The organism is Gordonia sp. PvP123 (assembly GCF_040547295.1).
GTDB lineage: Bacteria > Actinomycetota > Actinomycetes > Mycobacteriales > Mycobacteriaceae > Gordonia > Gordonia terrae.
The window spans coordinates 68,386-91,493 of the sequence record NZ_JBEPPN010000008.1 but is presented as its reverse complement, the minus strand read 5'-3'; the positions used below and the strand labels follow the sequence as shown (position 1 = coordinate 91,493).

Annotated in this window: 20 protein-coding genes and 2 tRNA genes; 12 read left to right on the top strand and 10 right to left on the bottom strand. The window is 65.8% G+C overall.

Features of this window, described 5'->3' with window-relative positions:
• Nucleotides 1–33: 33 nt before the first annotated feature.
• Nucleotides 34–372 (top strand): thioredoxin, encoded by a 339-nt coding sequence (trxA, locus tag ABIC25_RS17090; RefSeq protein ID WP_064571930.1) that lies wholly within the window; start codon nt 34–36, stop codon nt 370–372.
• Between the two features lie 270 nt (nt 373–642).
• Nucleotides 643–1,821 carry an N-acetylmuramoyl-L-alanine amidase gene (locus tag ABIC25_RS17085; protein ID WP_239403604.1) on the top strand — a complete coding sequence of 393 codons (1,179 nt, stop codon included), beginning with the start codon at nt 643–645 and terminating at the stop codon, nt 1,819–1,821.
• Here the strand turns inward: ABIC25_RS17085 and ABIC25_RS17080 are convergent.
• From ABIC25_RS17080 to rpmH, 9 genes are all read right to left on the bottom strand, one after another.
• Entirely contained in the window at nt 1,766–2,605 is an 840-nt protein-coding gene (locus ABIC25_RS17080; protein ID WP_354562375.1) for a hypothetical protein, read from the bottom strand. The two genes, ABIC25_RS17085 and ABIC25_RS17080, sit on opposite strands and share 56 nt — an antisense overlap.
• Before the next feature lie 148 nt (nt 2,606–2,753).
• The gene (locus ABIC25_RS17075; RefSeq protein WP_101820447.1) at nt 2,754–3,824 is read right to left on the bottom strand and encodes a ParB/RepB/Spo0J family partition protein; all 1,071 of its coding nucleotides are present in this window, start codon (nt 3,822–3,824) and stop codon (nt 2,754–2,756) included.
• Nucleotides 3,825–3,885: 61 nt separating this feature from the next.
• Complete coding sequence (locus ABIC25_RS17070) at nt 3,886–4,839, bottom strand: ParA family protein (RefSeq protein ID WP_354562557.1); 954 nt, start codon at nt 4,837–4,839, stop codon at nt 3,886–3,888.
• A 169-nt stretch (nt 4,840–5,008) separates the two neighbouring features.
• Nucleotides 5,009–5,716: a 16S rRNA (guanine(527)-N(7))-methyltransferase RsmG gene (gene rsmG / locus ABIC25_RS17065; protein ID WP_354562373.1), complete on the bottom strand. Its 708-nt coding sequence runs from the start codon at nt 5,714–5,716 to the stop codon at nt 5,009–5,011.
• Nucleotides 5,717–6,463: 747 nt separating this feature from the next.
• Nucleotides 6,464–7,135, bottom strand: a complete 672-nt coding sequence (locus ABIC25_RS17060) for a Jag family protein (protein WP_354562372.1) — start codon at nt 7,133–7,135, stop codon at nt 6,464–6,466.
• Between the two features lie 45 nt (nt 7,136–7,180).
• Nucleotides 7,181–8,389, bottom strand: coding sequence for a membrane protein insertase YidC (yidC, locus tag ABIC25_RS17055; protein WP_004020971.1), 1,209 nt, complete (start codon nt 8,387–8,389; stop codon nt 7,181–7,183).
• A gap of 27 nt (nt 8,390–8,416) precedes the next feature.
• A complete protein-coding gene (gene yidD, locus ABIC25_RS17050) occupies nt 8,417–8,839 on the bottom strand; it encodes a membrane protein insertion efficiency factor YidD (protein WP_435529099.1) in 423 nt (140 codons plus the stop codon).
• A 2-nt stretch (nt 8,840–8,841) separates the two neighbouring features.
• The gene (gene rnpA / locus ABIC25_RS17045) at nt 8,842–9,267 is read right to left on the bottom strand and encodes a ribonuclease P protein component (protein WP_354562371.1); all 426 of its coding nucleotides are present in this window, start codon (nt 9,265–9,267) and stop codon (nt 8,842–8,844) included.
• Between the two features lie 46 nt (nt 9,268–9,313).
• Nucleotides 9,314–9,457, bottom strand: coding sequence for a 50S ribosomal protein L34 (gene rpmH, locus ABIC25_RS17040; RefSeq protein WP_004020968.1), 144 nt, complete (start codon nt 9,455–9,457; stop codon nt 9,314–9,316).
• A gap of 500 nt (nt 9,458–9,957) precedes the next feature.
• Between rpmH and dnaA the strand changes: the two genes are divergently transcribed.
• From dnaA to ABIC25_RS16995, 9 genes are all read left to right on the top strand, one after another.
• Entirely contained in the window at nt 9,958–11,466 is a 1,509-nt protein-coding gene (gene dnaA, locus ABIC25_RS17035; protein WP_354562369.1) for a chromosomal replication initiator protein DnaA, read from the top strand.
• A 644-nt stretch (nt 11,467–12,110) separates the two neighbouring features.
• Nucleotides 12,111–13,280 carry a DNA polymerase III subunit beta gene (gene dnaN / locus ABIC25_RS17030; RefSeq protein ID WP_064571351.1) on the top strand — a complete coding sequence of 390 codons (1,170 nt, stop codon included), beginning with the start codon at nt 12,111–12,113 and terminating at the stop codon, nt 13,278–13,280.
• Between the two features lie 42 nt (nt 13,281–13,322).
• Nucleotides 13,323–14,561, top strand: coding sequence for a DNA replication/repair protein RecF (gene recF / locus ABIC25_RS17025; protein ID WP_239403598.1), 1,239 nt, complete (start codon nt 13,323–13,325; stop codon nt 14,559–14,561).
• On the top strand, nt 14,554–15,141 hold the full coding sequence (locus tag ABIC25_RS17020) for a DUF721 family protein (RefSeq protein ID WP_354562368.1): 588 nt from the start codon (nt 14,554–14,556) through the stop codon (nt 15,139–15,141). The genes recF and ABIC25_RS17020 overlap by 8 nt, the downstream gene beginning before the upstream one ends.
• A 342-nt stretch (nt 15,142–15,483) precedes the next feature.
• Nucleotides 15,484–17,547 carry a DNA topoisomerase (ATP-hydrolyzing) subunit B gene (gene gyrB, locus ABIC25_RS17015; protein WP_004020963.1) on the top strand — a complete coding sequence of 688 codons (2,064 nt, stop codon included), beginning with the start codon at nt 15,484–15,486 and terminating at the stop codon, nt 17,545–17,547.
• A gap of 46 nt (nt 17,548–17,593) precedes the next feature.
• Nucleotides 17,594–20,083, top strand: a complete 2,490-nt coding sequence (gyrA, locus tag ABIC25_RS17010) for a DNA gyrase subunit A (protein WP_101820438.1) — start codon at nt 17,594–17,596, stop codon at nt 20,081–20,083.
• Nucleotides 20,084–20,200: 117 nt separating this feature from the next.
• Entirely contained in the window at nt 20,201–21,160 is a 960-nt protein-coding gene (locus ABIC25_RS17005) for a DUF3566 domain-containing protein (RefSeq protein ID WP_354562367.1), read from the top strand.
• Between the two features lie 66 nt (nt 21,161–21,226).
• Nucleotides 21,227–21,300, top strand: a tRNA-Ile gene (locus ABIC25_RS17000).
• 61 nt (nt 21,301–21,361) lie between these two features.
• Nucleotides 21,362–21,437, top strand: a tRNA-Ala gene (locus ABIC25_RS16995).
• Between the two features lie 71 nt (nt 21,438–21,508).
• On the opposite strand, the gene ABIC25_RS16990 is transcribed toward ABIC25_RS16995, so the two are convergent.
• Complete coding sequence (locus tag ABIC25_RS16990) at nt 21,509–22,072, bottom strand: helix-turn-helix domain-containing protein (RefSeq protein WP_354562365.1); 564 nt, start codon at nt 22,070–22,072, stop codon at nt 21,509–21,511.
• Nucleotides 22,073–22,140: 68 nt separating this feature from the next.
• Between ABIC25_RS16990 and ABIC25_RS16985 the strand changes: the two genes are divergently transcribed.
• Nucleotides 22,141–23,103: an NAD(P)-dependent oxidoreductase gene (locus ABIC25_RS16985; protein ID WP_354562364.1), complete on the top strand. Its 963-nt coding sequence runs from the start codon at nt 22,141–22,143 to the stop codon at nt 23,101–23,103.
• Nucleotides 23,104–23,108 lie beyond the last annotated feature (5 nt).

Sequence of the window (23,108 nt, the reverse complement as noted above, 5' to 3'; positions counted from 1 at the left end):
ATCGCGGCCCGGTCCGACCAAGGAGGTCACATCATGGGCGCACACACCGTCGCCGTCACCGACACCACGTTCAAGGACGCCGTTCTGGGCGCCGACAAGCCGGTCCTGGTGGACTTCTGGGCCACCTGGTGCGGTCCCTGCCGCATGGTCGCCCCGGTCCTCGAGGAGATCGCACGCGACCATGGCGACAAGCTGACCGTCGCCAAGCTCGACGTCGACGAGAGCCCGGCCACCGCGCGAGATTTCCAGATCATGTCGATCCCGACCATGATCCTGTTCGACAAGGGTCAGCCGGTGAAGACGATCGTCGGCGCCAAGGGCAAGGCCGCGCTGCTGCGCGAGCTGGACTCGGTCGTCGGCCAGTCGGCCTGACCACCTGCTGTTTTCCTCATATCGTCGCGACAGTCCGACGGGTGAACGACGCTGCCGTTCCACCCGCGGACTGTTTGCGTTGGTAGTGTCGGCCGTGGTCTCGACCGGAGACCCCTGTGCCCGGAGTCGGAATGCTTCGACCATGGACAGTTTGGTGTAGTGAAGTCCACCTGCGAGAATGCAGGCTGACGTTTGACCGATGTACCGCTTGGCGTACATCGCACATCGCGCAGAGCCGCACCTGCCGCGATTCGTACGAGGGGTGACGACATGCCATTGTTCCGACTTGGTGATCACGGCTCGGCGGTGGCCGAGATCCGCGCCATCTTGGTCGGACGCGGTCTGTTGCCCGACGACGGATCCACGAACACCGCCCACGGTGGTACGACGAACGGCTGGAATCCTCCCGAGGCCGTCTTCGATGAAGCCTGCGACCGGGCTGTCCGGGCGTTCCAGCAGGAGCGGGGTCTGATCGTCGACGGCATCGTCGGTCCGGCCACCTATCGAGTCCTGCGCGAAGCGTCCTACCGTCTCGGAGCCCGGGTGCTGTCGTACCAGCTGTCGGCTCCCATGGTCGGCGACGACGTCGCCACGCTGCAGAGTCGGCTGCAGAATCTCGGCTATTTCACCTCGCTCGTCGACGGCGTGTTCGGCCTGACGACGCACAACGCCGTGTGCCTCTATCAGAGCGAGTACGGCCTCGCCTCCGACGGGATCTGCGGCCCGGCCACGCTGCGGTCGCTCGAGCGCCTCGGTACACGGGTGACCGGCGGGTCTCCGTATGCGATCCGTGAAGAAGAGCACGTCCGACGATCGGGACCGCAGCTGTCCGGCAAGCGAATCCTCATCGATCCCGGAACAGGCGGACTTCACGCACTGTCGACGGGTGATGTCGCCCACCGCGAGTCCGAACTGCTGTGGGACCTGAGTGCCCGCCTCGAGGGCCGGATGGCGGCCGCGGGGATGCAGACTTTCCTGTCGCACGACGGGCGTGGACGCCCCGGCGACGACGAGCGCGCCCGGGTCGCCAATCTGATGGACGCCGATCTGATGATCTCGCTGCGATGCGGTCACTACCGGAATACGCGCGCGAACGGCGTCGCGTCGTTCTACTTCGGCAACAGCAACTCGTACTCGACGATCGGTCGCAACCTCGCCGGCTTCATCCAGCGTGAGATCGCAGCGCGGACCCCGTTGTCGGACTGCCGAACCCACGAGCGCACCTGGGATCTCCTCCGGCTCACGAAGATGCCGGTGGCCCTCATCGACGTCGGATACATCACGAACCCCGATGACGCTGCAGTGCTTGCGGATTCAGACTGGCGGAACGTGATCGCCGATGCCATCGTGGTGGCCGTGAAACGGTTGTACCTGCTCGACCGGGACGATCGCCCTACCGGCACCTACACATTCGAGGATCTGCTGGCCGCGGAGAACAGCTCCCGCTGAACCGATGCGGCCCGGCTCCCACCGGGACCGCCGTCTGCTGCCGTCCGGCCAGATCGATCTGCGCCATCACCACCAGCTTCTGCAGCGCGCTCTCGACTTCGAACTTCCAGCCGAGGCCCTCGTCGAGTTCGAGTCGGAACCGTGGGAAACGCTGATGCGACGACACCACGTCGAATCCGGAGTCCTTCAGGAACGACGCGTCGTTCATGCAGGAAGTGCAGAGATCCGTTTGCGGATCGTCGAGGATCTCCCGCGCGACTTCGACAATGGCCTCATCCGACCACAGCTCGAGCTCGTCGGCCAGTCCGCCTGTACTGCCGACCGACTCGAACGGATCCACGCCGATCCCGTTCCGCACCAGACCGAATGACTCGACCGCTCGGACACCGCGACGGATGAGATCACCCAGCACTGCGTCCAGAAGGATCGTCGCCACCTCGTCATAACCGGGTTCGGTACGGATACTCGTGAGCAGCACCGCGTCGTGACTGACCGGCGAAGTGGGGAAGTGCTGCGACCGAGGAACACGATTGGGCGGCGCATAGAACGCCGTACCGACAACACTGTTCGTTCCGGACTCGATCGCGACCTGACCGCATGCACCCCACTCGAGGAGCAGACCCGAGATCCACGCCTCCTTGTCGAACTCGCTCTCGTAGGGCTCGAAGTCAGGGAGGCCGGTTGTCTCGGTCGCCGGCTCGACCTCCCAGAAGACGCATTTGCGCGTGTGCTGGGGGAGCGATCCGAAAAATCCGAGATCCAATCGACTGACAGACACACTCATGTCAGCGCACTCCGCGTCACAGCGCTCGATTGAACGAAAATTACTGAGCAACAAGCCCTTTCGCGATGAATGCGCCCGTCGGCTTCCTCTATCGTCACTGTGACATTACTTCCGCGTCTAGGTGGTACCGGAAATCCCGCGCCAGAATTCACTTCTTCGGATCGATGAACTGAACGATGCGTTCCAGGTCGTCGACCGAGCCGAACTCCACCACGATCTTGCCTTTTCTTTTCCCTAGACTGACTGTAACCCTGGTGTCCAGGCTGTCGGACAGCCTCTCCGCGAGATCCTGCAGGCCCGGCATCTGCATCGGTCGGCGCTTCGGTGCGGTGGGAGATTTCGCATCCGGCCCGTCTCCTCGATTGGCGAGTGTGACCGCCTCCTCCGTCGCCCTCACCGACAGACCTTCGGCAACGATCCGCGCGGCGAGCGCCTCCTGCGCGTCGCTTCCGGTCTCGAGGGAGAGGAGAGCGCGAGCATGGCCGGCCGACAGCACCCCGGCCGCCACGCGGCGTTGGACGGGGATCGGCAATTTGAGTAGCCGGATCATATTGCTGATCAGCGGGCGAGAGCGGCCGAGGCGGGAGGCGAGTTCCTCGTGCGTGACCCCGAACTCCTCGAGAAGCTGTTGGTAGGCCGCGGCTTCTTCGAGGGGGTTGAGTTGCGCGCGATGGATGTTCTCGAGCAATGCGTCCCGCAGCATGTCGCCGTCGGGTGTCTCCCGGACAATCGCGGGGATTGCGTCGAGTCCCGCCTCCTGGCTGGCTCGCCAGCGACGCTCACCCATGACGATCTGGTACGCGATCCCGTCCGCAGTGGGCTCCTTGAGGCGCCTCACCACGATGGGTTGCATGAGGCCGAACTCGCGAATCGAGTGCACCAGTTCGGCCATCGCCTCGTCGTCGAAGACGGTACGCGGCTGATTGGGATTCGGCTGGATTTCTTTCGGAGGCAGTTCGCGATACACCGCGCCCGCCTCTTCTGGACTGAGGGGTTGCGTTCCCGCACCCGTCGACGTGGCGGTTGCCGAGTCCTTGTCATTGCCACCGGTGGTGGTATCACGACCGGCAGTCGTCGGGCCCTTACCGATCACGACGTCGGCCGCGGCGTTACCGAGACGGGGCGCGCCCGACTGATCGTCGGCCGGTCCGGTCGGAATCAGTGCGGCCAGCCCACGACCGAGTCCGCCCCGGCGCTGAGCGGTATCCCGTTGACTCATTGGTGGTTCCCTTCGCGGTCCTGGTGCCCGATCAGCGCTTCACGTGAATCGTGGATACACATCACGCCGGCGCCCCCTCGGACGCACGTAGTGCCAACTCGCGCGCGGCGTCCAGATAGCTCATCGCCCCTCGGGAGCCCGGGTCGTATTCGATGATCGTCATCCCATATCCGGGCGCCTCCGACACCTTGACGCTGCGGGGGATGATCGTACTCAGCACCTTGTCGCCGAAGTGTCGACGTACTTCCTCCGCGACCTGGTCCGCCAGCTTGGTCCGGCCGTCGTACATCGTCAGCACGATCGTGGAGACGTGGAGGTCGCGGTTCAGGTGTGCTTGCACGAGTTCGATATTGCGCAGCAGCTGTCCCACGCCTTCGAGTGCGTAGTACTCGCACTGGATCGGGATGAGAACCTCACGAGCCGCAACCATCGCGTTCACGGTCAGCAGGCCCAGCGATGGGGGACAGTCGATGAAGACGTAATCGATCTGGTACTCCGCGAGAACATCGTCGGACAGCGCGTTGCGGAGCCGGTTCTCCCGCGCAACGAGCGAAACGAGTTCGATCTCGGCGCCGGCCAGATCCAGGGTGGCCGGGACGCAGAACAGACCTTGCTGACTCGGCGACTCCTGAATTGCTTCTCTCAGCGTCACCTCGCCGAGCAACAGTTCGTACACCGAGGCTATGTCCTGCGCCCGATGATCGATACCCAGCGCCGTGCTGGCATTGCCCTGCGGGTCGAGGTCGACCACCAGAACCCGAAGACCCCGCAGCGCGAGACCCGCCGCCAGGTTCACCGTCGTGGTGGTTTTTCCGACGCCGCCCTTCTGGTTGGCAACCGTCATGATCCGCGTGTGCGGAGGTCTCGGCAGCTGGCCGGCTCCCCCCGGAGTCAGGACTTGGCTCGCACGTTCGGCGGCCATCGCGATGGGGGTGTCGGCGAATGGCTGACCATCCACTTCAGGGCGTGCCCCGACCGGGGTTTCACGTGAAACATTCGGGTCTTGATCGACCACGCGTGGACTCCTTTGACCGACCTCGTAAGGACTCGCGTCAGTACCGTCGACGGCAGGGGCCGTCGATCCGACTACCGCGGAAGCGTCGATTGCGGCACCTTCGGGGGTGCCGACAGAACGCTTCCTATTCTGCGCCCTCCGCGGACTCCACACCAATTCGATCGCCTCCTCAACGTCGTCCGGCGCGGCCGCTTCGCGACCGCTCGCTCTTCGTTCCCGTGATCACCGTCGTCGGTGTGTCGAGGAACCGCTCGCCGCATGTGCGAACCGACAGGTCGGTGATTCCAGAGCGCCCGACAACCGCGCGGTCGCGCTCGATCTCCTCGGCCGCTGACGACCCCTTGATCGCGATCATCCGACCGCCCGGACGGACCAGGGGAGCGGACCACTTCGACAGTCGTTCCAATGGAGCGACCGCCCTCGACGTCACCACATCCGCGAGACCGACTGTTCCGCGAACAGACTTCTCCTCGGCTCGCCCGCGAACGACGGTCACGTTGCCGAGCGAGAGCGCCTCGGTCGTCCGCTCCAAGAAGGTGCTGCGTCGGAGTAGGGGTTCGATCAACGTGATCGACAGGTCGGGACGCGCGATTGCCAGAGGCACGCCAGGGAGCCCGGCTCCGCTCCCGATGTCGATGACGCTCGCACGCTCCGAGATCAATTCGCCGAGTACTCCGCAATTGAGAATGTGGCGATCCCACAACCGGGGGATCTCACGCGGACCCATCAACCCGTGATCGATTCCGTCGGTCGCAAGGATTCGCCAGTAGTCGGCGGCCAGGTTCAGCCGATCGCCGAAGACGTCTACGGCAGCGGCCGGCGAAACCGCCAACGCATCGAGATCTCGATCGTGCTCGGGTAGTGCGTCAGACGGCACTTCGCCTCCGTTTCAGATGGTCGTTCGCACCCAGTGTTTCACGTGAAACCTCGGCGCGGTCCCGTCGGTGCACATCGCGCCGCCGCACGTCGTTTCACGTGAAACAACATGGATGTGATTCAGCGAGAAGCCGCCTGCCGGGTGTCCGGGATCGAATTGTCACGTGACGGACCATAACGACCCGCCCCAGTCCGCCCACGGGGCCTGGCAGCGAACGGAACAGGCGACGGAGCGTGCGGGGCCCGACTGTCCACACCCACGGACCGTCGGCTGCACGGCCAGAGGGTTCCACAACGAGAGAGTGTTCCACGACGAGGATCTGACGATCCCAACTACTGCGACGACGCCGCGGTCGAACTACTACGGCACCCGGCAGGCTCCGTGGCACCCAAGATCTCGGCACCATCGATCTCCATTGCGCCACACCTCGCCATGACCGGATCGTGCTCTCGGACCGATCTGCCACACCGGTCCCTCACGCCGCCGTACCGAACAGCCGCCATGAGCCGAGGAGGTGACCCGCTACCCCTGTGGCAAGGCGTCGGGCATGATCACGGCGACCGGGTTGCTGTACGCGGTTGGTCCGACCGATCCTGTTTCACGTGAAACAACACGTGTGTAAGTAACGCACCTGCCCGCTTCCGACGGCTGGTGGACTCACGCCCGCAACGAGACAGCACACAGAAACAGATCAGGCCCCGACCGAGGGTCGGGGCCTGATCTCCTCCGTGGGGGAGGGGAGTTCTACTACGAGGGGAGGACAACCACGCGGCGCTTGGGCTCCGCGCCCTCGCTCTCGCTCACGACGCCGTCGACCACTGCCACCGCGTCGTGCACGATCTTCCGCTCGAACGGTGTCATCGGATCGAGAGCCTCACGCTCGCCCGACGACAGCACCCGCTCCGCAACTTCGCGACCCAGACGCGCCAGACGATCACGGCGATCCGAGCGCCAGCGCGCGATGTCGAGCATCAGACGGCTGCGCTCACCCGTCGCCTGCTGGACCGCCAGGCGGGTCAGTTCCTGGAGTGCGTCGAGCACCTCACCCTTACGACCCACGAGCTTTGTCAGGTCGTCGCCACCGTCGATGCTGACGACCGCCCGGTCGCCATCGACATCGAGATCGATGTCGCCGTCGAAGTCGAGAACATCGAGCAGCTGCTCGAGATAGTCGCCGGCGATCTCGCCTTCTTCGACGAGACGGTCTTCGTCGTCCTCGTCGTCGTCGACGTCATCGGTCTCGTCAGACGCGTCATCACCGGTGTCGTTCGCGTCGGCGTCCGCGTCGGCGGCTTCACTCACCACGGCGGCCTCGGTGTCCGCAGCGTTCTGCGCGGTATCGTCGGTCGGATCCTCGGGCTGGGTCCCGGCCGTTGCCTCGGCGTCTGTACCGGCTTGAGTTGCAGTCTCTGCTGTCATCTCATTCACCTAACTTCTGTGCTTCATCGAACAAGTCTGGGGCGGTCACCGTTTGCCACCGCGTTTGTTGCCGCGTTTGGCCGTCGACCGGCTTCCGCGGTTGTGGTTCTGTTTCTTGCCCGGTGCGGCGCCTGCTCCGGGACGCGTGGGTTTCTGGCCGGGCTTGGGTTTGGCGCCGGCCGCGGTGTCCGGTGCGGCGGGCGTGGACTCGCCGGCCGGAGTGGCGTCGGTCTCCACCGCGTCGGCGTCGGGCTCGTCCGTGGACCCGTCCTTGGACAGCGAGACACCGGTCGAATCCGTGCCATTGCTGTTCGTGGCAGCGTTGCGCTTCTTCCGGTCGGGCCGCACACCCGGCTTCGGGGCGTTCGCCTTCAGCTTCTCCTGCTTGAGGAGCTTGGCCTCTTCCTCTTCCTTGGCGATGTTGCCGAAGACGATGTGCTGCTGGCCGTAGGTCCAGATGTTGTTGCTCATCCAGTAGAGGAGGATGGCGACCGGGAAGAACGGACCGGTGATGAGGATGCCGATCGGGAAGATGTACAGCGCGAGGTTGTTCATCATCCGCGTCTGCGGGTTCTCCAGCGCCGCCTCGGGCTGACGGGCAACCGAAGCTCGGGAGTTCATGTGCGTGGCGATCGACGCGATGATCATCATCGGCACGACGACGTACGCGATCTGCGGCCGGGTGAAGTCGATGGGGGAGCCCGGCTCGACGAACGCCTGGAACTCGGTGGCCGGCTCGACCAGATAGGACGACAGCGGAACCCCGAAGAGGCGGGCGTCGAGGAAGTTCTGCACCTGATCGGCGCTGAAGACATAGTTGCCCTGCGAACGGGTCTCGGCGGCACTCATGCCGAGCTGGCCCATGCCGGTACCCATGCGGTTGAACGAACGCAGCACGTGGAACAGACCGATGAACACCGGGATCTGCAGCAGCATCGGCAGGCACCCGAGCATCGGGTTGAACCCGTGCTCCTTCTGCAGCTTCTGCATCTCCTCGGTCATCTTGACCCGATCCTTGGCGTACTTCTTACGAATCGCCTGGAGCTGCGGATTGATCTCCTGCATCTTCTTCGTGGTGCGGATCTGCTTCACGAAGGGCTTGTAGAGAATCGCGCGCAGGGTGAACACCAGGAACACCACCGACAGAGCCCACGCGATACCGTTGCCACCCGGGGTGTCGGGCGTGACATGGCTGAAGAGCCAATGCCAGACCCACATGATCCCGGAGACCGGGTAATAGATGAAGTCGAGCACGGGTCAGTTACCCCTCACTTGTTGTACTCACAGAGCATGCGTCTCGCCGGACGCCTGCTGATGGTTTCGAGGTCGGTGCGCTCCGGTCATCCCGCCCCACAGGTCGCGGCACAGTTCGCCGAAGCCGCGTTCGGGGACCGGGTCGTAACCGGGTTTGTGCCACGGCCCGCACTTGGCGAGTCGGACGATCGACAACACCGAGCCGTACAGGAAGCCGTGTCGGTCGAGCGCTTCGACCGCGTAGCCCGAGCAGGTGGGCTCGAACCGGCAGGACGGTAGGCGCATCGGGGACACCCAGGTGCGATACAGCTCGATGAGGAAGATGACGGTGCGGCGGGGGAGGAGACGCACCCCCCGCATGAGGCGCGCGCCGGCCGCGGCCGAGGACTCGGAACCCGGCGGCGTCTCGGCGTGGTGTTCAGACGACGTGGCGTCGGGGGATCCGCTCATGGCTACGACCCCACCCTCTCGGCCGAGACCGCAGCAGCAGCGGACAGGCCTGCGACCCGCTTGCTCGCGAACGCGTCACGGAGCTGATCGGCGAGATCATCGCTGGATCGGTCTGCGGCACTGCGGCGAGCCCGGATGACCACGTAGGTCTCCGGGGGAAGGAGATGTGATGCATCCGTGAACGCGGCACGCAGACGTCGTGCCACGAGATGGCGGGTCACCGCGTTGCCGACGGACTTGCTGACGACGAGCCCGAGCCAGGGGCCGCCGACCATCGCGACATCCCGACGCAGACCTCGCGGGTCCGGCCAGTTCCGACCGACCATCGCGAGATGCACGACGAAGTCACGACTGTTCACCCGCGCACCGGACTTCAGGGTGCGAGAGAAGTCGGATCCCCGTGAGATCCGATGAAGGGGCGCAGTCATCGAACAGCTGACCGGATCCGCGAACGGATCCGGTGAGAGCCGACGATCAGGCGGTGAGCTTCGCGCGGCCCTTGGAACGGCGGCCGCTGACGATGGCACGCCCGGCGCGGGTCCGCATGCGCAGACGGAAACCGTGCACGCGTGCGCGACGACGGTTGTTCGGCTGGAAAGTACGCTTGCCCTTGGCCACGGTGACTCCTTGTGCTCCCTGTGGGCACGCCGGTTACCCGGGCATGACCCACATGTTGTGGTTGGTCTGTTGATCCAGGACGGTGCCGAACTGGTGTCGGTGATGACTCGGCGAACACGAACGATCGCCGCGCAAATCCGCAACCTGGATGACCAGTCGAGACTACTGACACCGAGCGTTCAAATCAAACGACGGGATCGCCTCGGGGGTACCGCCCCCGACCAGTGTGTTCTGAACCACGAAAGCAAGATTCTCAGCAGATTCGAGTCAAACGTCCCGATCGCTTTGTGGCCCCCGGTCACCTCTGTTACGTTCCTTCACAGCGTCGGCCACCCGCCTGCCGAGGAACACCCTCGGGGGCCTGGCTCAGACCGAAGTCCCCAGCTCGTCGTCACCTTTGTACACAGGTGTGGATAACCCTGTGGAAAGATGCGGTCTCCGGCGCCGATGTCACCAGTCTCGTCAACGCTGGTAGTTTTCCGGACCAGGAGGCCAGCCCCGTGACTTCAGACCGAGACACTTTCGGCGAGGTGTGGCAGCAGGTCGTCGCCGAACTCAACGACGACGAAGCCGCACGCGACCACGAACCACTGACACGCCAGCAGAAGGCGTGGCTGTCGCTGGTTCGACCCCTCACACTCACCGAGGGTTTCGCCCTGCTGACCGTGCCGACGGCATTGGTCCAGGAACAGATCGAACGAAATCTCCGCGAGACCATCCGCTCGGTCCTGAGCCGTCACCTCGAGGAGCCCGTCGACCTCGGGGTACGTATCGCGACCCCGCGCAACGACGAGCCGGTGCCCGAGGCGCCGGTACCCGACGCTCGTCCGATCGGTGGACGCGCCGCGACCGCCGACTACGCTGCTGCCCCGGTCACTGCCGGTCTGGGCTCGGCCCCGGTGTCGGAGTCCCCGCGGCCGTCCGGCGACTGGGCGTCCTACTTCGCCGAGCGACCCACGTCCACGCCGCCGGCAACCGGGGCAAACCTCAACCCCAAGTACACCTTTGACACATTCGTCATCGGTGCGTCGAATCGTTTCGCGCACGCCTCGGCGGTGGCGGTGTCGGAAGCCCCGGCACGGGCCTACAATCCGTTGTTCATCTGGGGCGAGTCCGGTCTGGGCAAGACGCACCTGCTGCACGCCGCGGGACACTACGCACAGCGTCTCTTCCCGGGCATGCGGGTGAAGTACGTGTCCACCGAGGAGTTCACCAACGATTTCATCAACTCGCTGCGCGACGACCGACGGGTGGCGTTCAAGCGCCGGTACCGCGACGTCGATGTCCTGCTCGTCGACGACATCCAGTTCCTGGTGGGCAAAGAAGGTATCCAGGAAGAGTTCTTCCATACCTTCAACACCCTGCACAACGCGAGCAAGCAGATCGTCATCTCCTCCGATCGACCGCCGAAACAGCTTGCGACACTGGAAGATCGGCTCAGGACGCGGTTCGAGTGGGGACTGATCACCGATGTCCAGCCGCCCGATCTGGAGACGCGGATCGCGATCCTGCGCAAGAAGGCGCAGATGGACAACATCGCGGTGCCCGACGACGTCCTCGAACTCATCGCGTCGAAGATCGAACGCAACATCCGCGAACTCGAGGGGGCGCTGATCCGCGTCACCGCGTTCGCCTCGCTCAACGACGCCGCACTCGACAAGTCCCTCGCCGACGTCGTCCTGCAGGCGCTGCTGCCCAATTCGGGGACCCTCGAGGTCAGTGCGGCGAGCATTCTCGCGATCACCGCCGAATACTTCGACATCTCAGTCGAGGAGCTGCGCGGTCCCGGTAAGACACGGTCGATCGCCCAGGCACGTCAGATCTCCATGTACCTGTGTCGGGAACTCACGGACCTCTCGTTGCCGAAGATCGGGGAGACCTTCGACCGCGACCACACCACCGTGATGTACGCCGAACGCAAGATCCGCAAGGAGATGGCGGAGCGACGTCGGGTCTACGACCACGTCCAGGAGCTCACCGCACGCATCAAACAGCGTGCCGTCGGCTGAGACGCCCTCTCCCGTATCTGTAGCTCTCTCGCACCCCCGAGGCCGCATCGGCCCGGGGGTGCGGTCGTCTCACGGTCCGACGCCGGCGACCGGATTCAGCGGGCCCGAAGGCCAACTCTGTTCCTCGGGTCGAGGGTCGCGGACGCCGTCCGACGACTTTTCGTCTTCGGATCCGGCAACGAACGGCCCTGGTCGCGATCGATCACCAGTTGTGGATGATCCTTGGGATAACCCCGGTCGGCATGTGCACCGACGGTGGACGCCGTGCGAACAACATGAAAACTCCACACCGGTGCCCGGATCCGCTCGACGTTGCTCCACCGGTCATGCACACGCTCGCACCCATCCGGACTGGCCCGATGGCATGGTTGTCCACAGATTGCACAGCTCCTATTACTGAGATGGATCCCCTCTAGAAAGAGAATCTTTTGTAAGAAGGTCTGTGCACAGACCGTTGCCGATCGGCGCGCTCGGACGCCGCCGGTACGAGGGCCGGACTTGCCCCCAACCACTCCGGCTCGGGCAGTGGCGTTCTACAGTGGGATTCCCGGATGCGGGATCCCACTCCAGGCCGGCCGACCCACTGTGGCGCCGACCCGGCGATCCAGGCGGGAACGAGAACGAGAGAAGGGCAACCTCCCAGCATGAAGTTTCGTGTCGCGCGTGACGAGTTCGCTGATTCCGTCGCCTGGGTCGCTCGCAGTCTCCCGTCTCGTCCGCCCGTCCCGGTTCTCGGTTGTGTTGTGCTCAACGTCGGTGAGACGGGCCTGACCGTCTCGGGCTTCGACTACGAGGTCTCGGCGCAGGAGAACCTCGGCGCGGAGGTCGCCGAGCCCGGGCAGGTGCTGGTCTCCGGCCGGCTTCTCGCCGACATCACCAAGGCCCTGCCGAACAAGCCGGTCGACGTGACCCTCGACGGCTCGCGCGTCGCGATCACCTGTGGCAGCGCGAAGTTCTCCCTTCCGACGATGCCGGTCGAGGACTACCCGCAGTTGCCCGACGTCCCGTCCATCACCGGCACGATCCCGTCGCAGCTGTTCGCCGAAGCCATCTCCCAGGTGGCCGTGGCAGCCGGCAAGGACGACACGCTGCCGATGCTGACCGGCGTGCGCGTCGAGATCGAGGGCAATTCCGTCGTTCTCGCCGCGACCGACCGATTCCGTCTCGCGGTGCGCGAATTGCAGTGGGAGCCTTCTGATCCCGACACGAAGGGTGCCGTTCTGGTCCCGGCCAAGACGCTGTCGGAGAGCGCCAAGACCGCAGGTGCCGAGGGCACCGGCGTCGTCTCCCTGGCCTTCGGCGGGGGCGCGGCCATCGGATCCGACGGCATCCTCGGCATCCTCGGCGAGACCAAGAAGACCACCACCCGCCTGCTCGACGCGGAGTTCCCGAAGTTCCGTCAGCTGCTGCCGGCCAGCCACACCGCCGTCGCCACCATCGACAGCGGCCCGCTGATCGAGGCGATCCGACGTGTGGCCCTGGTCGCCGAGCGCGGTGCGCAGGTCCGGATGGAGTTCTCCGAGGGATCCGTGCTGCTCACCGCAGGTGGCGACGAGGCAGGCAAGGCCGAAGAAGAGCTACCGGTGTCGTTCCAGGGCGAACCCCTCACGATCGCGTTCAACCCCGGCTACCTGCAGGACGGACTGTCGGCGATCAACGCCGACGCGGTGGACTTCGGGTTCACCACGCCCAGCCGGCCCGCCGTTCTCCGTCCGGCCGGCGGCGAGGATCCGGTCGCGGACGAGTCCGGCGCCTTCGTCGCCCCGGAGAGCGCATTCAGCTACCTGTTGATGCCCGTCCGCCTTCCGGGCTGACGGCCGCCGCCGGCCTCGCGTCACCAGGATTGACGCCGACTCGTGTTCGTCCGTGAGCTGCATCTGAGGGATTTCCGATCGTGGCGGGCCGTCGATCTCGATCTGGCCCCCGGTCCGACCGTCTTCACCGGCCGCAACGGCTTCGGCAAGACCAACCTGCTCGAGGCGCTCTTCTATCTCTCCACCCTCCGGTCGCATCGCGTGAGTTCCGACGCGCCGCTGGTACACGCGGGATCCGCGTCGGCCTCGGTGATCGCGACCGTCGAGAACGACGGCCGCGAACTGACCGCGGATCTACGGATCAACGCCGAGGGCGCCAACAAGGCCGCGATCAACCAGAGTCCGGCACGCCGACCCCGTGATCTGCTCGGGATCCTTCGCACGGTGTTGTTCGCGCCGGAGGATCTGTCCCTGGTGCGGGGGGATCCGAGCGACCGGCGGCGCTTCGTCGACGAGCTCGTCGCTCAGCGGGGTCCACGTCTGGCCGCGGCCCGCGCCGATTACGACCGGGTCCTCCGCCAGCGGTCTGCCTTGCTCAAGACCGCCGCCGCAGCGCTGAGACGTGGTGGGGACCAGGCGGATTCAGTAATAAGCACGCTCGACGTCTGGGACGGTCAGCTCGCGGATCTCGGTGGTCAGGTGGTGTCGGCGCGGTTGTCGGTACTCGCGGAGCTCGAACCCCATTTCACCGGTTCGTACGCATCGATCGCGCCGCATTCCCGACCGGCCGTGCTCCGATACCGGCCCGCGGGGGGTGCGGAGATCGACGAACGCACGCCCGAGGCGATCGCCGACGTGCTGGCGCTACGCCTGACCGAGTTGCGCGACAAGGAGATCGAGCGCGGCCTGTGTCTCGTCGGCCCGCATCGCGACGACATCGACATCGTCCTCGGCAGCGATATCGCGAAAGGTTTTGCCTCCCATGGGGAATCCTGGTCGTTGGCCCTGGCTCTGCGCCTGGGATCCGTTGAGCTGACCCGTGCGGAGGGTGTCGAGCCGGTGATCATGCTCGACGACGTGTTCGCCGAACTCGACGCCAAGCGGCGTGCCCAACTCGTCGAGTTCACCGCCGGTGCCGAACAGCTGCTGATCACCGCTGCCGTGGCGGAGGACATCCCCGAGCGGATCGGCGGACGGCGAATCGGTGTCGACGTCGTCGACGACGACGAGGGACGGCGTTCGCACATCGTCGACGTCAACGGCGCCGGGGTTCCCGAGGATGATGACGATGACCGCGAGGGTGACGACGAGGTGGCCGCGGGGGAGGGAACCCATGAGTGACGACCACCCATCCGCTTCTCCGGATGATCCCATCGAGCCCGCGCCGCGCCCGACGCCGCCGGGTGAGCTGGGCGGATACGAACGCGCCCGCAAGGCACTCGAAGAGGCCCGTGCGCAGGCCCGCGCCGCGGGGAAGTCCGTCGGTCGGGGTCGGGCGTCACCGGTGCGTCGGGTACCGCGGGGATCCCAGGGTCGCCGACGCTGGTCCGGCTCCGGACCCGATGCGCGGGATCCGCAGCCGTTCGGCAGGCTCGTCGGAGGTCTGGCGAAGGAACGCGGCTGGCAGGAGAAGATCGGCGAAGGCACCCTGTTCGGCATGTGGGAGCAGATCGTGGGTTCCGACATCGCTGCACACGCGAAGCCGGTTGCACTGCGCGACAACGTACTCCACGTCCAGGCCGAGTCGACGGCATGGGCGACCCAACTCCGTTACGTCCAGTCGCAGATCCTCGCCAAGATCGCGGCCGCCATCGGCAACGGTCAGGTCACCTCGTTGCGGATCAGCGGCCCTAAGGGGCCGTCGTGGCGCAAGGGCGAGCGGCATGTGCGAGGCCGGGGCCCGCGCGACACCTACGGCTGATGCGTCGCTAGCAGAGTCGCCGGCACTTTACTAGTTGCTGAGCCCCGTGGGCCGTTTTACATCCCCAAGCCACGATCGACCCGGGATGAAGCCAAGAAAATCGATCTGAGGGCCTGTTAGCGGCCCCGGATGCGCGTTCCAGGGCGAGTCAGGCAGTACACTGTGGGGAGTTGTCCCGACAGGGGTGCACAACAACAGACAGACAGCGCCTCCAGGCTACCCGGATCCACACACCGGGTATCCCTGTGTGCGTAGCCGCCGTGCGCCCCGTCGAGAAGGATCGACGACGGATCCGGAGACCCCCTGATCCGTCGATGAGCAGAACAGGAGCGGACGCACCTCGTGGCCGACACCAGCGACACCGGACCGAAGAAGAACAAGAAGAAGCCGTCAGAGTATGGCGCCGATTCGATCAACATCCTCGAAGGTCTGGAAGCCGTCCGCAAACGGCCCGGCATGTACATCGGATCCACCGGTGAACGAGGCCTTCACCACCTGATCTGGGAGGTCGTCGACAACTCCGTCGACGAGGCGATGGCCGGTTTCGCCTCTCGGGTCGACGTGACGCTCCTCGCCGACGGCGGTGTGCAGGTCGTCGACGACGGTCGTGGCATCCCGACCGGTATGCACCGGACCGGCGTGCCGACCGTCGAGGTCGTCATGACCCAGCTGCACGCCGGCGGCAAATTCGACTCCGACGCCTACGCGGTGTCCGGTGGTCTGCACGGTGTCGGCATCTCGGTGGTCAACGCGTTGTCCACCAAGGTCGAGCTGGAGATCCAGAACGACGGCTACAACTGGGAGCAGACCTACAGCTACGCCAAGCCCGGCGCCCTGGAGCAGGGGAGCGCGACGCGCAAGACCGGCACCACCGTCCGGTTCTGGCCGGACCCCGAGATCTTCACCGAGACCACGCGATTCAACGCCGAGACGGTCGCGCGTCGACTGCAGGAGATGGCGTTCCTGAACAAGGGCCTCACCATCACGCTGACGGATCAGCGCCCGCAGGCCGTCGAGCCGCCAGGTGATGCCGACGGCGACGAGGACGGCGGCAGCACCGAGGCCGCCGAGGTGGTGAAGTCCGAGGAGGAGAAGGCTGCTGCGGCGGCCAAGCCGAAGACCCGCACGTACCACTACCCCGACGGACTCGTCGACTACATCAAGCATCTCAACCGCACCAAGCAGTCGATCCACAACACGGTGATCGGATTCAACGCCAAGGGTGACGGCCACGAGGTCGAGATCGCGATGCAGTGGAACGCCGGCTACTCCGAGTCGGTCCACACCTTCGCCAACACCATCAACACCCACGAGGGCGGCACCCACGAAGAGGGGTTCCGCGCGGCGCTGACCAGCACGGTCAACAAGTACGCGCTGGACAAGAAGCTGCTCAAGGAGAAGGACGGCAAGCTCACCGGTGATGACATCCGCGAGGGTCTCGCGGCGGTCATCTCGGTGAAGGTCTCCGACCCGCAGTTCGAGGGCCAGACCAAGACCAAGCTGGGCAACACCGAGGTCAAGGGCTTCGTCCAGCGGACCTGCAACGAGCACCTGGGTCACTGGTTCGAGGCGAATCCGGCCGAGGCCAAGATCATCGTGAAGAAGGCCGTCGACTCGTCGCAGGCGCGCATGGCCGCACGCCGCGCGCGCGAGATGGTGCGTCGGAAGACCGCCACCGACATCGGCGGTCTCCCCGGCAAGCTCGCCGACTGCCGCAGCAACGACCCGACCAAGTGCGAGGTCTACATCGTGGAGGGCGACTCGGCCGGCGGCAGTGCCAAGTCGGGCCGCGACTCGATGTACCAGGCGATCCTCCCGTTGCGCGGCAAGATCATCAACGTCGAGAAGGCGCGCATCGACCGCGTGCTGAAGAACGCCGAGGTGCAGTCGATCATCACCGCGTTCGGCACCGGCATCCACGACGAGTTCGACATCTCCAAGCTCCGCTATCACAAGATCGTGCTGATGGCCGATGCCGACGTGGACGGCCAGCACATCTCGACGCTGCTGCTGACCCTGCTGTTCCGGTTCATGCGGCCGCTCATCGAGCACGGTCACGTGTTCCTGGCCATGCCGCCGCTGTACAAGCTCAAGTGGCAGAAGTCGGCACCCGAGTTCGCGTACTCCGACCGCGAGCGGGACGGACTGCTCGAGGCCGGCCGGGCGGCGGGCAAGAAGATCAACACCGACGACGGCATTCAGCGCTACAAGGGTCTCGGCGAGATGAACGCCAAGGAACTGTGGGAGACCACGATGGACCCGGCCGTGCGCGTCCTGCGCCAGGTGACCCTCGACGACGCCGCGGCCGCCGACGAACTGTTCTCCATCCTCATGGGTGAGGACGTCGCCGCTCGCCGCAGCTTCATCGCCCGCAACGCGAAAGACGTTCGCTTCCTCGATGTCTGATCGCGGATCCGCCAGTGATCTCGCCTGATCGGAGAAAGAACACACAATGACTGACACCACCCTGCCGCCCGCCGGCGGTGAAGGCGATCGCATCGAGCCCGTCGATCTCGGGCAGGAGATGCAGAAGAGCTACATCGATTACGCGATGAGCGTCATCGTGGGCCGCGCTCTTCCCGAGGTCCGCGACGGCCTGAAGCCGGTGCACCGCCGGCTCCTCTATGCATCTTTCGACGCCGGTTTCCGGCCGGATCGCAGCTACGTGAAGTCGGCGAAACCCGTTGCGGAGACGATGGGTAACTACCATCCGCACGGCGACACCGCGATCTACGACGCCCTGGTGCGTCTCGCCCAGCCGTGGTCGATGAGGTACCCGCTCATCGACGGTCAGGGCAACTTCGGCTCACGCGGCAACGACGGTGCGGCCGCCATGCGGTACACCGAGGCTCGCCTCACCCCGCTCGCGATGGAGATGTTGCGCGACATCGGCGAGGAGACAGTCGATTTCGTCCCGAACTACGACGGCAAGACGAACGAGCCGACGGTTCTGCCGGCCCGTATCCCGAACCTCCTGATCAACGGATCCGGCGGCATCGCGGTCGGTATGGCGACGAACATGCCGCCGCACAACCTCAATGAGGTTGCCGACGCGGTGTTCTGGGCACTGGAGAACCACGACGCCGACGACGAGACCACTCTCGCGGCGTGCATGGAGTGCATCAAGGGTCCCGATTTCCCCACCGCCGGACTGATCGTCGGCAGCCAGGGCATCAAGGACGCCTACATGACCGGGCGCGGCAGCATCCGCATGCGCAGCGTCGTCGACATCGAAGAGAACAAGGGGACCACCACGCTGGTGGTCACCGAGTTGCCCTACCAGGTCAACCCGGACAACCTCATCCAGTCGATCGCCGAGCAGGTGAACGAAGGAAAACTGAAGGGCATCAGCCGGATCGAGGACCAGTCCTCGGACCGCGTCGGCATGCGCATCGTGGTGACACTGCGCCGCGACGCCGTCGCCAAGGTCGTGCTGAACAACCTGTACAAGCACAGCCAGCTCCAGACCAGCTTCGGCGCCAACATGCTGTCCATCGTCGACGGCGTGCCGCGCACCCTGCGTCTGGATCAGATGATCCGCTACTACGTGGCGCACCAGATCGATGTCATCGTGCGTCGTACCCGGTACCGGTTGCGCAAGGCCGAGGAACGCGCCCACATCCTGCGCGGCCTGGTGAAAGCCCTTGACGCCCTTGACGAAGTGATCGCGCTCATCCGCCGCTCGGCGAACACCGAGACCGCGCGGACCGGCCTGATCGATCTCCTCGACATCGACGAGATCCAGGCCGATGCGATCCTCGCGATGCAGCTGCGTCGCCTGTCTGCCCTCGAGCGTCAGAAGATCGTCGACGAGCTCGCCGAGATCGAACTCGAGATCGCCGACTACAAGGACATTCTCGACAAGCCGGAGCGTCAGCGCGCGATCGTGCGCGACGAGCTCAAAGAGGTCGTCGAGAAGTACGGCGACGAGCGTCGGACCAAGATCATCGCGGCCGACGGCGATGTCAGCGACGAGGACCTGATCGCGCGTGAAGACGTCGTCGTCACCATCACCGAGACCGGGTACGCCAAGCGCACCAAAACCGACCTCTACCGCAGCCAGCGTCGCGGCGGCAAGGGTGTGCAGGGAGCCGGGCTCAAGCAGGACGACATCGTCAAGCACTTCTTCGTGTGCTCGACCCACGACTGGATTCTGTTCTTCACCACCCGGGGTCGGGTCTACCGCGCCAAGGCCTACGAGCTGCCCGAGGCGAACCGCACCGCGCGGGGCCAGCACGTCGCCAATCTCCTGGCTTTCCAGCCGGAAGAGCGCATCGCCCAGGTCATCCAGCTCAAGACCTACGAAGACGCGCCCTACCTCGTGCTGGCCACCCGCAACGGTCTGGTGAAGAAGTCGCGACTCGTCGACTTCGACTCCAACCGTTCCGGCGGCATCGCGGCGATCAACCTGCGCGGCGAGGACGAACTGGTCGGCGCCCAGCTGTGCAGTGCCGACGACGATCTGCTCCTGGTCTCACAGAAGGGCCAGTCGATCCGCTTCCACGCCGACGACGAGGCCCTGCGGCCGATGGGCCGACAGACCTCCGGTGTCCAGGGCATGCGGTTCAACACCGACGACACCCTCCTGTCGCTCAACGTCGTCCGCGACGGCACCTACCTCCTGGTCGCGACGTCCGGTGGATACGCCAAACGAACCGGCATGGACGATTACCCGGTCCAGGGCCGAGGCGGCAAGGGTGTGCTGACCATCGCCCACGATCGCCGTCGCGGCGAACTGATCGGCGCCCTCATCGTCGACGACGACTCTGAGCTCTACGCCATCACCTCGGGAGGTGGTGTCATCCGCACCACGGCGAAGTCGGTGCGCAAGGCCGGTCGCCAGACCAAGGGTGTGCGCCTGATGAACATCGACGAGGGAACGACGGTCATCGCCATCGCCCGCAACGCCGACGAGCCGGACGAGACTGAGGTCTCCTCCTAGGCGTTAGGGTGAAGACCACTGTTTCGCGGCCCGCCGCCAGTCGGCGGGCCGGGGAACAGTGGGTTCGGACCCGGCGCCGAGCGAGCAACGTCAGAACGCCTGAGTGAGGGAATGTCTGTGAGCACACCGAACGAGCCGCATCAGGACCAGAACGGGCGCCCCGCCGGGGGGCCTGGGGGCCCCGGGACCGGTACCCCGACCGGGGGACTGGTGCCGCCCTGGCAGCGCGGACCCGCCGAGGATTCGGCCGCACCGACCGAGACGTTCACTCGTGAGGGCGCGTCACGCCCCGGCACCGACGGGAATCCGGGCGGTCCGCCGCAGAACAACCCGGGCGGTCCGCCGCAGAACAACCCGGGCGGCCCGCCGCAGAACAACCCAGGCGGCCCGCCGCAGAACAACCCGGGCGGCCCGCCGCCGCGCGGCGTCGTCACCAACAGCGGCACCGCCGCCGCCAGCATGAGCGGCCAGCAGGCGCCGGTGACCAAGCTCGAGAGTCCGCGCCGGCCGGGTACGGCGACGGCCACCGAGGAACCCGGCTTCGTCGAGTCACCGACCAGCACGATCGACCGAGGGCACCTGCCGGAGAACGACCTGCCCGATCTGGATCAGATCCACCACACGGCCGACCTGAAACGACCCGAGGCACCGCAGACGCCGCCGGGAGGCAAGTCGGCTCCGCGGTCGGCGCCACGCCAGGTGCTCGCTGCGGGGACCGCGCTGCGCGCGTCGGTGCAGGTGCGTCGGATCGACCCGTGGGCGACGTTCAAGGTCGCGGCGGTCCTGTCGGTGGTCGGCTTCTTCATCTGGATGATCTCCGTGGCGGTGCTGTATCTGATCCTCGACGGCATGGGCGTGTGGGATCAGGTGAACAACAGCTTCGGAACACTCATGGCCGAGGAATCGAGCACGAGTGGTGACGTCATCGGGGCCGGCACCGTCTTCGGCGGTGCGGCCCTCCTGGGGGCCATCAACGCCATCCTGCTGACGGCGCTCGCGACGATCGGCAGCTACATCTACAACATCTGTGCCGACCTCGTCGGCGGCGCCGAGGTGACTCTCGCCGACCTCGACTGAGTGAGCTCCTGACCAGCCGTTTTGTTTGTTCGGGCATCGGTCGGGTAATCTCACTCCTCGGTTCAAGGGCCTATAGCTCAGGCGGTTAGAGCGCTTCGCTGATAACGAAGAGGTCGGAGGTTCAAGTCCTCCTAGGCCCACTGCGACAGATGTTTTCGGACATCGGAATTCGCATCCCACCGAACCCATCCGGGACGGTACGGGGCCTTAGCTCAGTTGGTAGAGCGCTGCCTTTGCAAGGCAGATGTCAGGAGTTCGAATCTCCTAGGCTCCACCAGTTCTTCTCGAAGGCGACGACGCGGCTCGACGAGCCCTCGTCGCCTTCGGCGTTTCCACGATCCGCGGCTGTCACCCCAGCCGCACAACCGGCCGGTCACCCTGCGGACCGAAGAGATGCAGGATCTCGACCGGGGTGTCGTCGGCCGGCCCGAACCAGTGCGGCGTCATCGGATCGAACTGGGCGGTCTCGCCAGGTTTCAGAACATGTTCGTCGTCGGCCAGGAGCAGGCGCAGTCGGCCGGCGAGCACATAGAGCCAGGCGTGCCCCTCATGGGTGACGAGGTGCGGTTCGCGTGGGCCGAGGACGTGCTTGAACGCCCGTACCCGCCCCGGGTAGCCGGTGAGGGGAACGACGACACCCCCGGACGACACCGACCTCGGTTCGAGATGCACACGAGGATCACCCGTGGGCGGTGCGTCGACGAGTTGATCGAGCGAGACCCGATAGACCTTCGCGAGGGGGAGCAGGACGTCGAGCGTCGGCTGCCGCTTCCCTGTCTCCACCCGGGAGAGTGTGCTGATGGGCAGTCCCGACTCCTCGGCCACAGCGGTCAGCGTGAGCGCCCGCGCGAGGCGGAGCGTGCGAAGCCGCGGACCGATCGCGCTGATCAGCTCGGTCAGGTCCGCGGTCATGGCGTCATCTTTGCAGATTCCGCAAAAGCTCTCGCCGGTCGCGACTGCCGTCGCAGACCATGGACTCCATGAGCATCGGGAACGACGCAGATGGCGTTGAGGTGGACGAATCGAACGAGCATCTACGAATCCTGCTCCTCGGTGGGCGCGGTGCGGTGAGCACCGTTGTCGCCCGCGAGTTGGCGGCCGCCGGCCATGTCGTGACCGCGACGAGCCGCACGGCAACCGGTGACGCTCGGGTCGATCTACTGGGCAACCTCTCGGAGTTGCGTGGTCTCGTTGCGCGACACGACGTCGTCGTCAATGCCTCGGGGATCGAGCGCCCGGAGCTCGGCACCGCGACCGGACCGACGCCACTGGTCGACATCTCGGCGTCGGGGGCCTACCTCGACGCGCTGCGGGAAGCCGCCGTGGGGCCGGTCGTCCTGGGAGCGGGGCTTGCACCGGGCCTGAGCACGATCCTGGCCGCCTCCCTCGACTCGCGCCCGGACGACGACCTCGATGTACTCGTGATGCTCGGGGCGGGCGAGAAGCATGGCCCGGCGGCAGTCGCCTGGACGGTCGGTCTGGTCGGCACCGACGTCCACCACCCGCCGGAAGGCCGGCCGGTGCGCAACCTCGGCGAGACCCGCCGCGCCACCGGACCGGACGGACGCAGCAGGCGCTATCTGCGCGCCGACTTCCCCGACCACGTCCTGCTCGACGACAAGCCCGGCGCGATCCGCTCGTATCTCACCCTCAGCTCGGCACCGATGACCGCGGCGCTGGGTCTGATCGGTCGGGTGCCGGTGTTGCGGAGCACCTTGACGTGGGCGCCTCCCCTCGGGTCGGACGCCTGGCACGTCATCGCCGAGAACCGGCGGTCCGGTGAACGTCGACACGCCTGCGGTACAGGACAGTCCGAGGCGACAGGTCGGTTGACGGCGCTGGCCGCTATCCGCGCTGCGACAGAGCTGCGCGATTCGTCGCGGACTGCGATGACGATGGCCGACCTCGTCTCGCTCGGCGACGCGCTCGCGGTGATGACGTAGGTCCG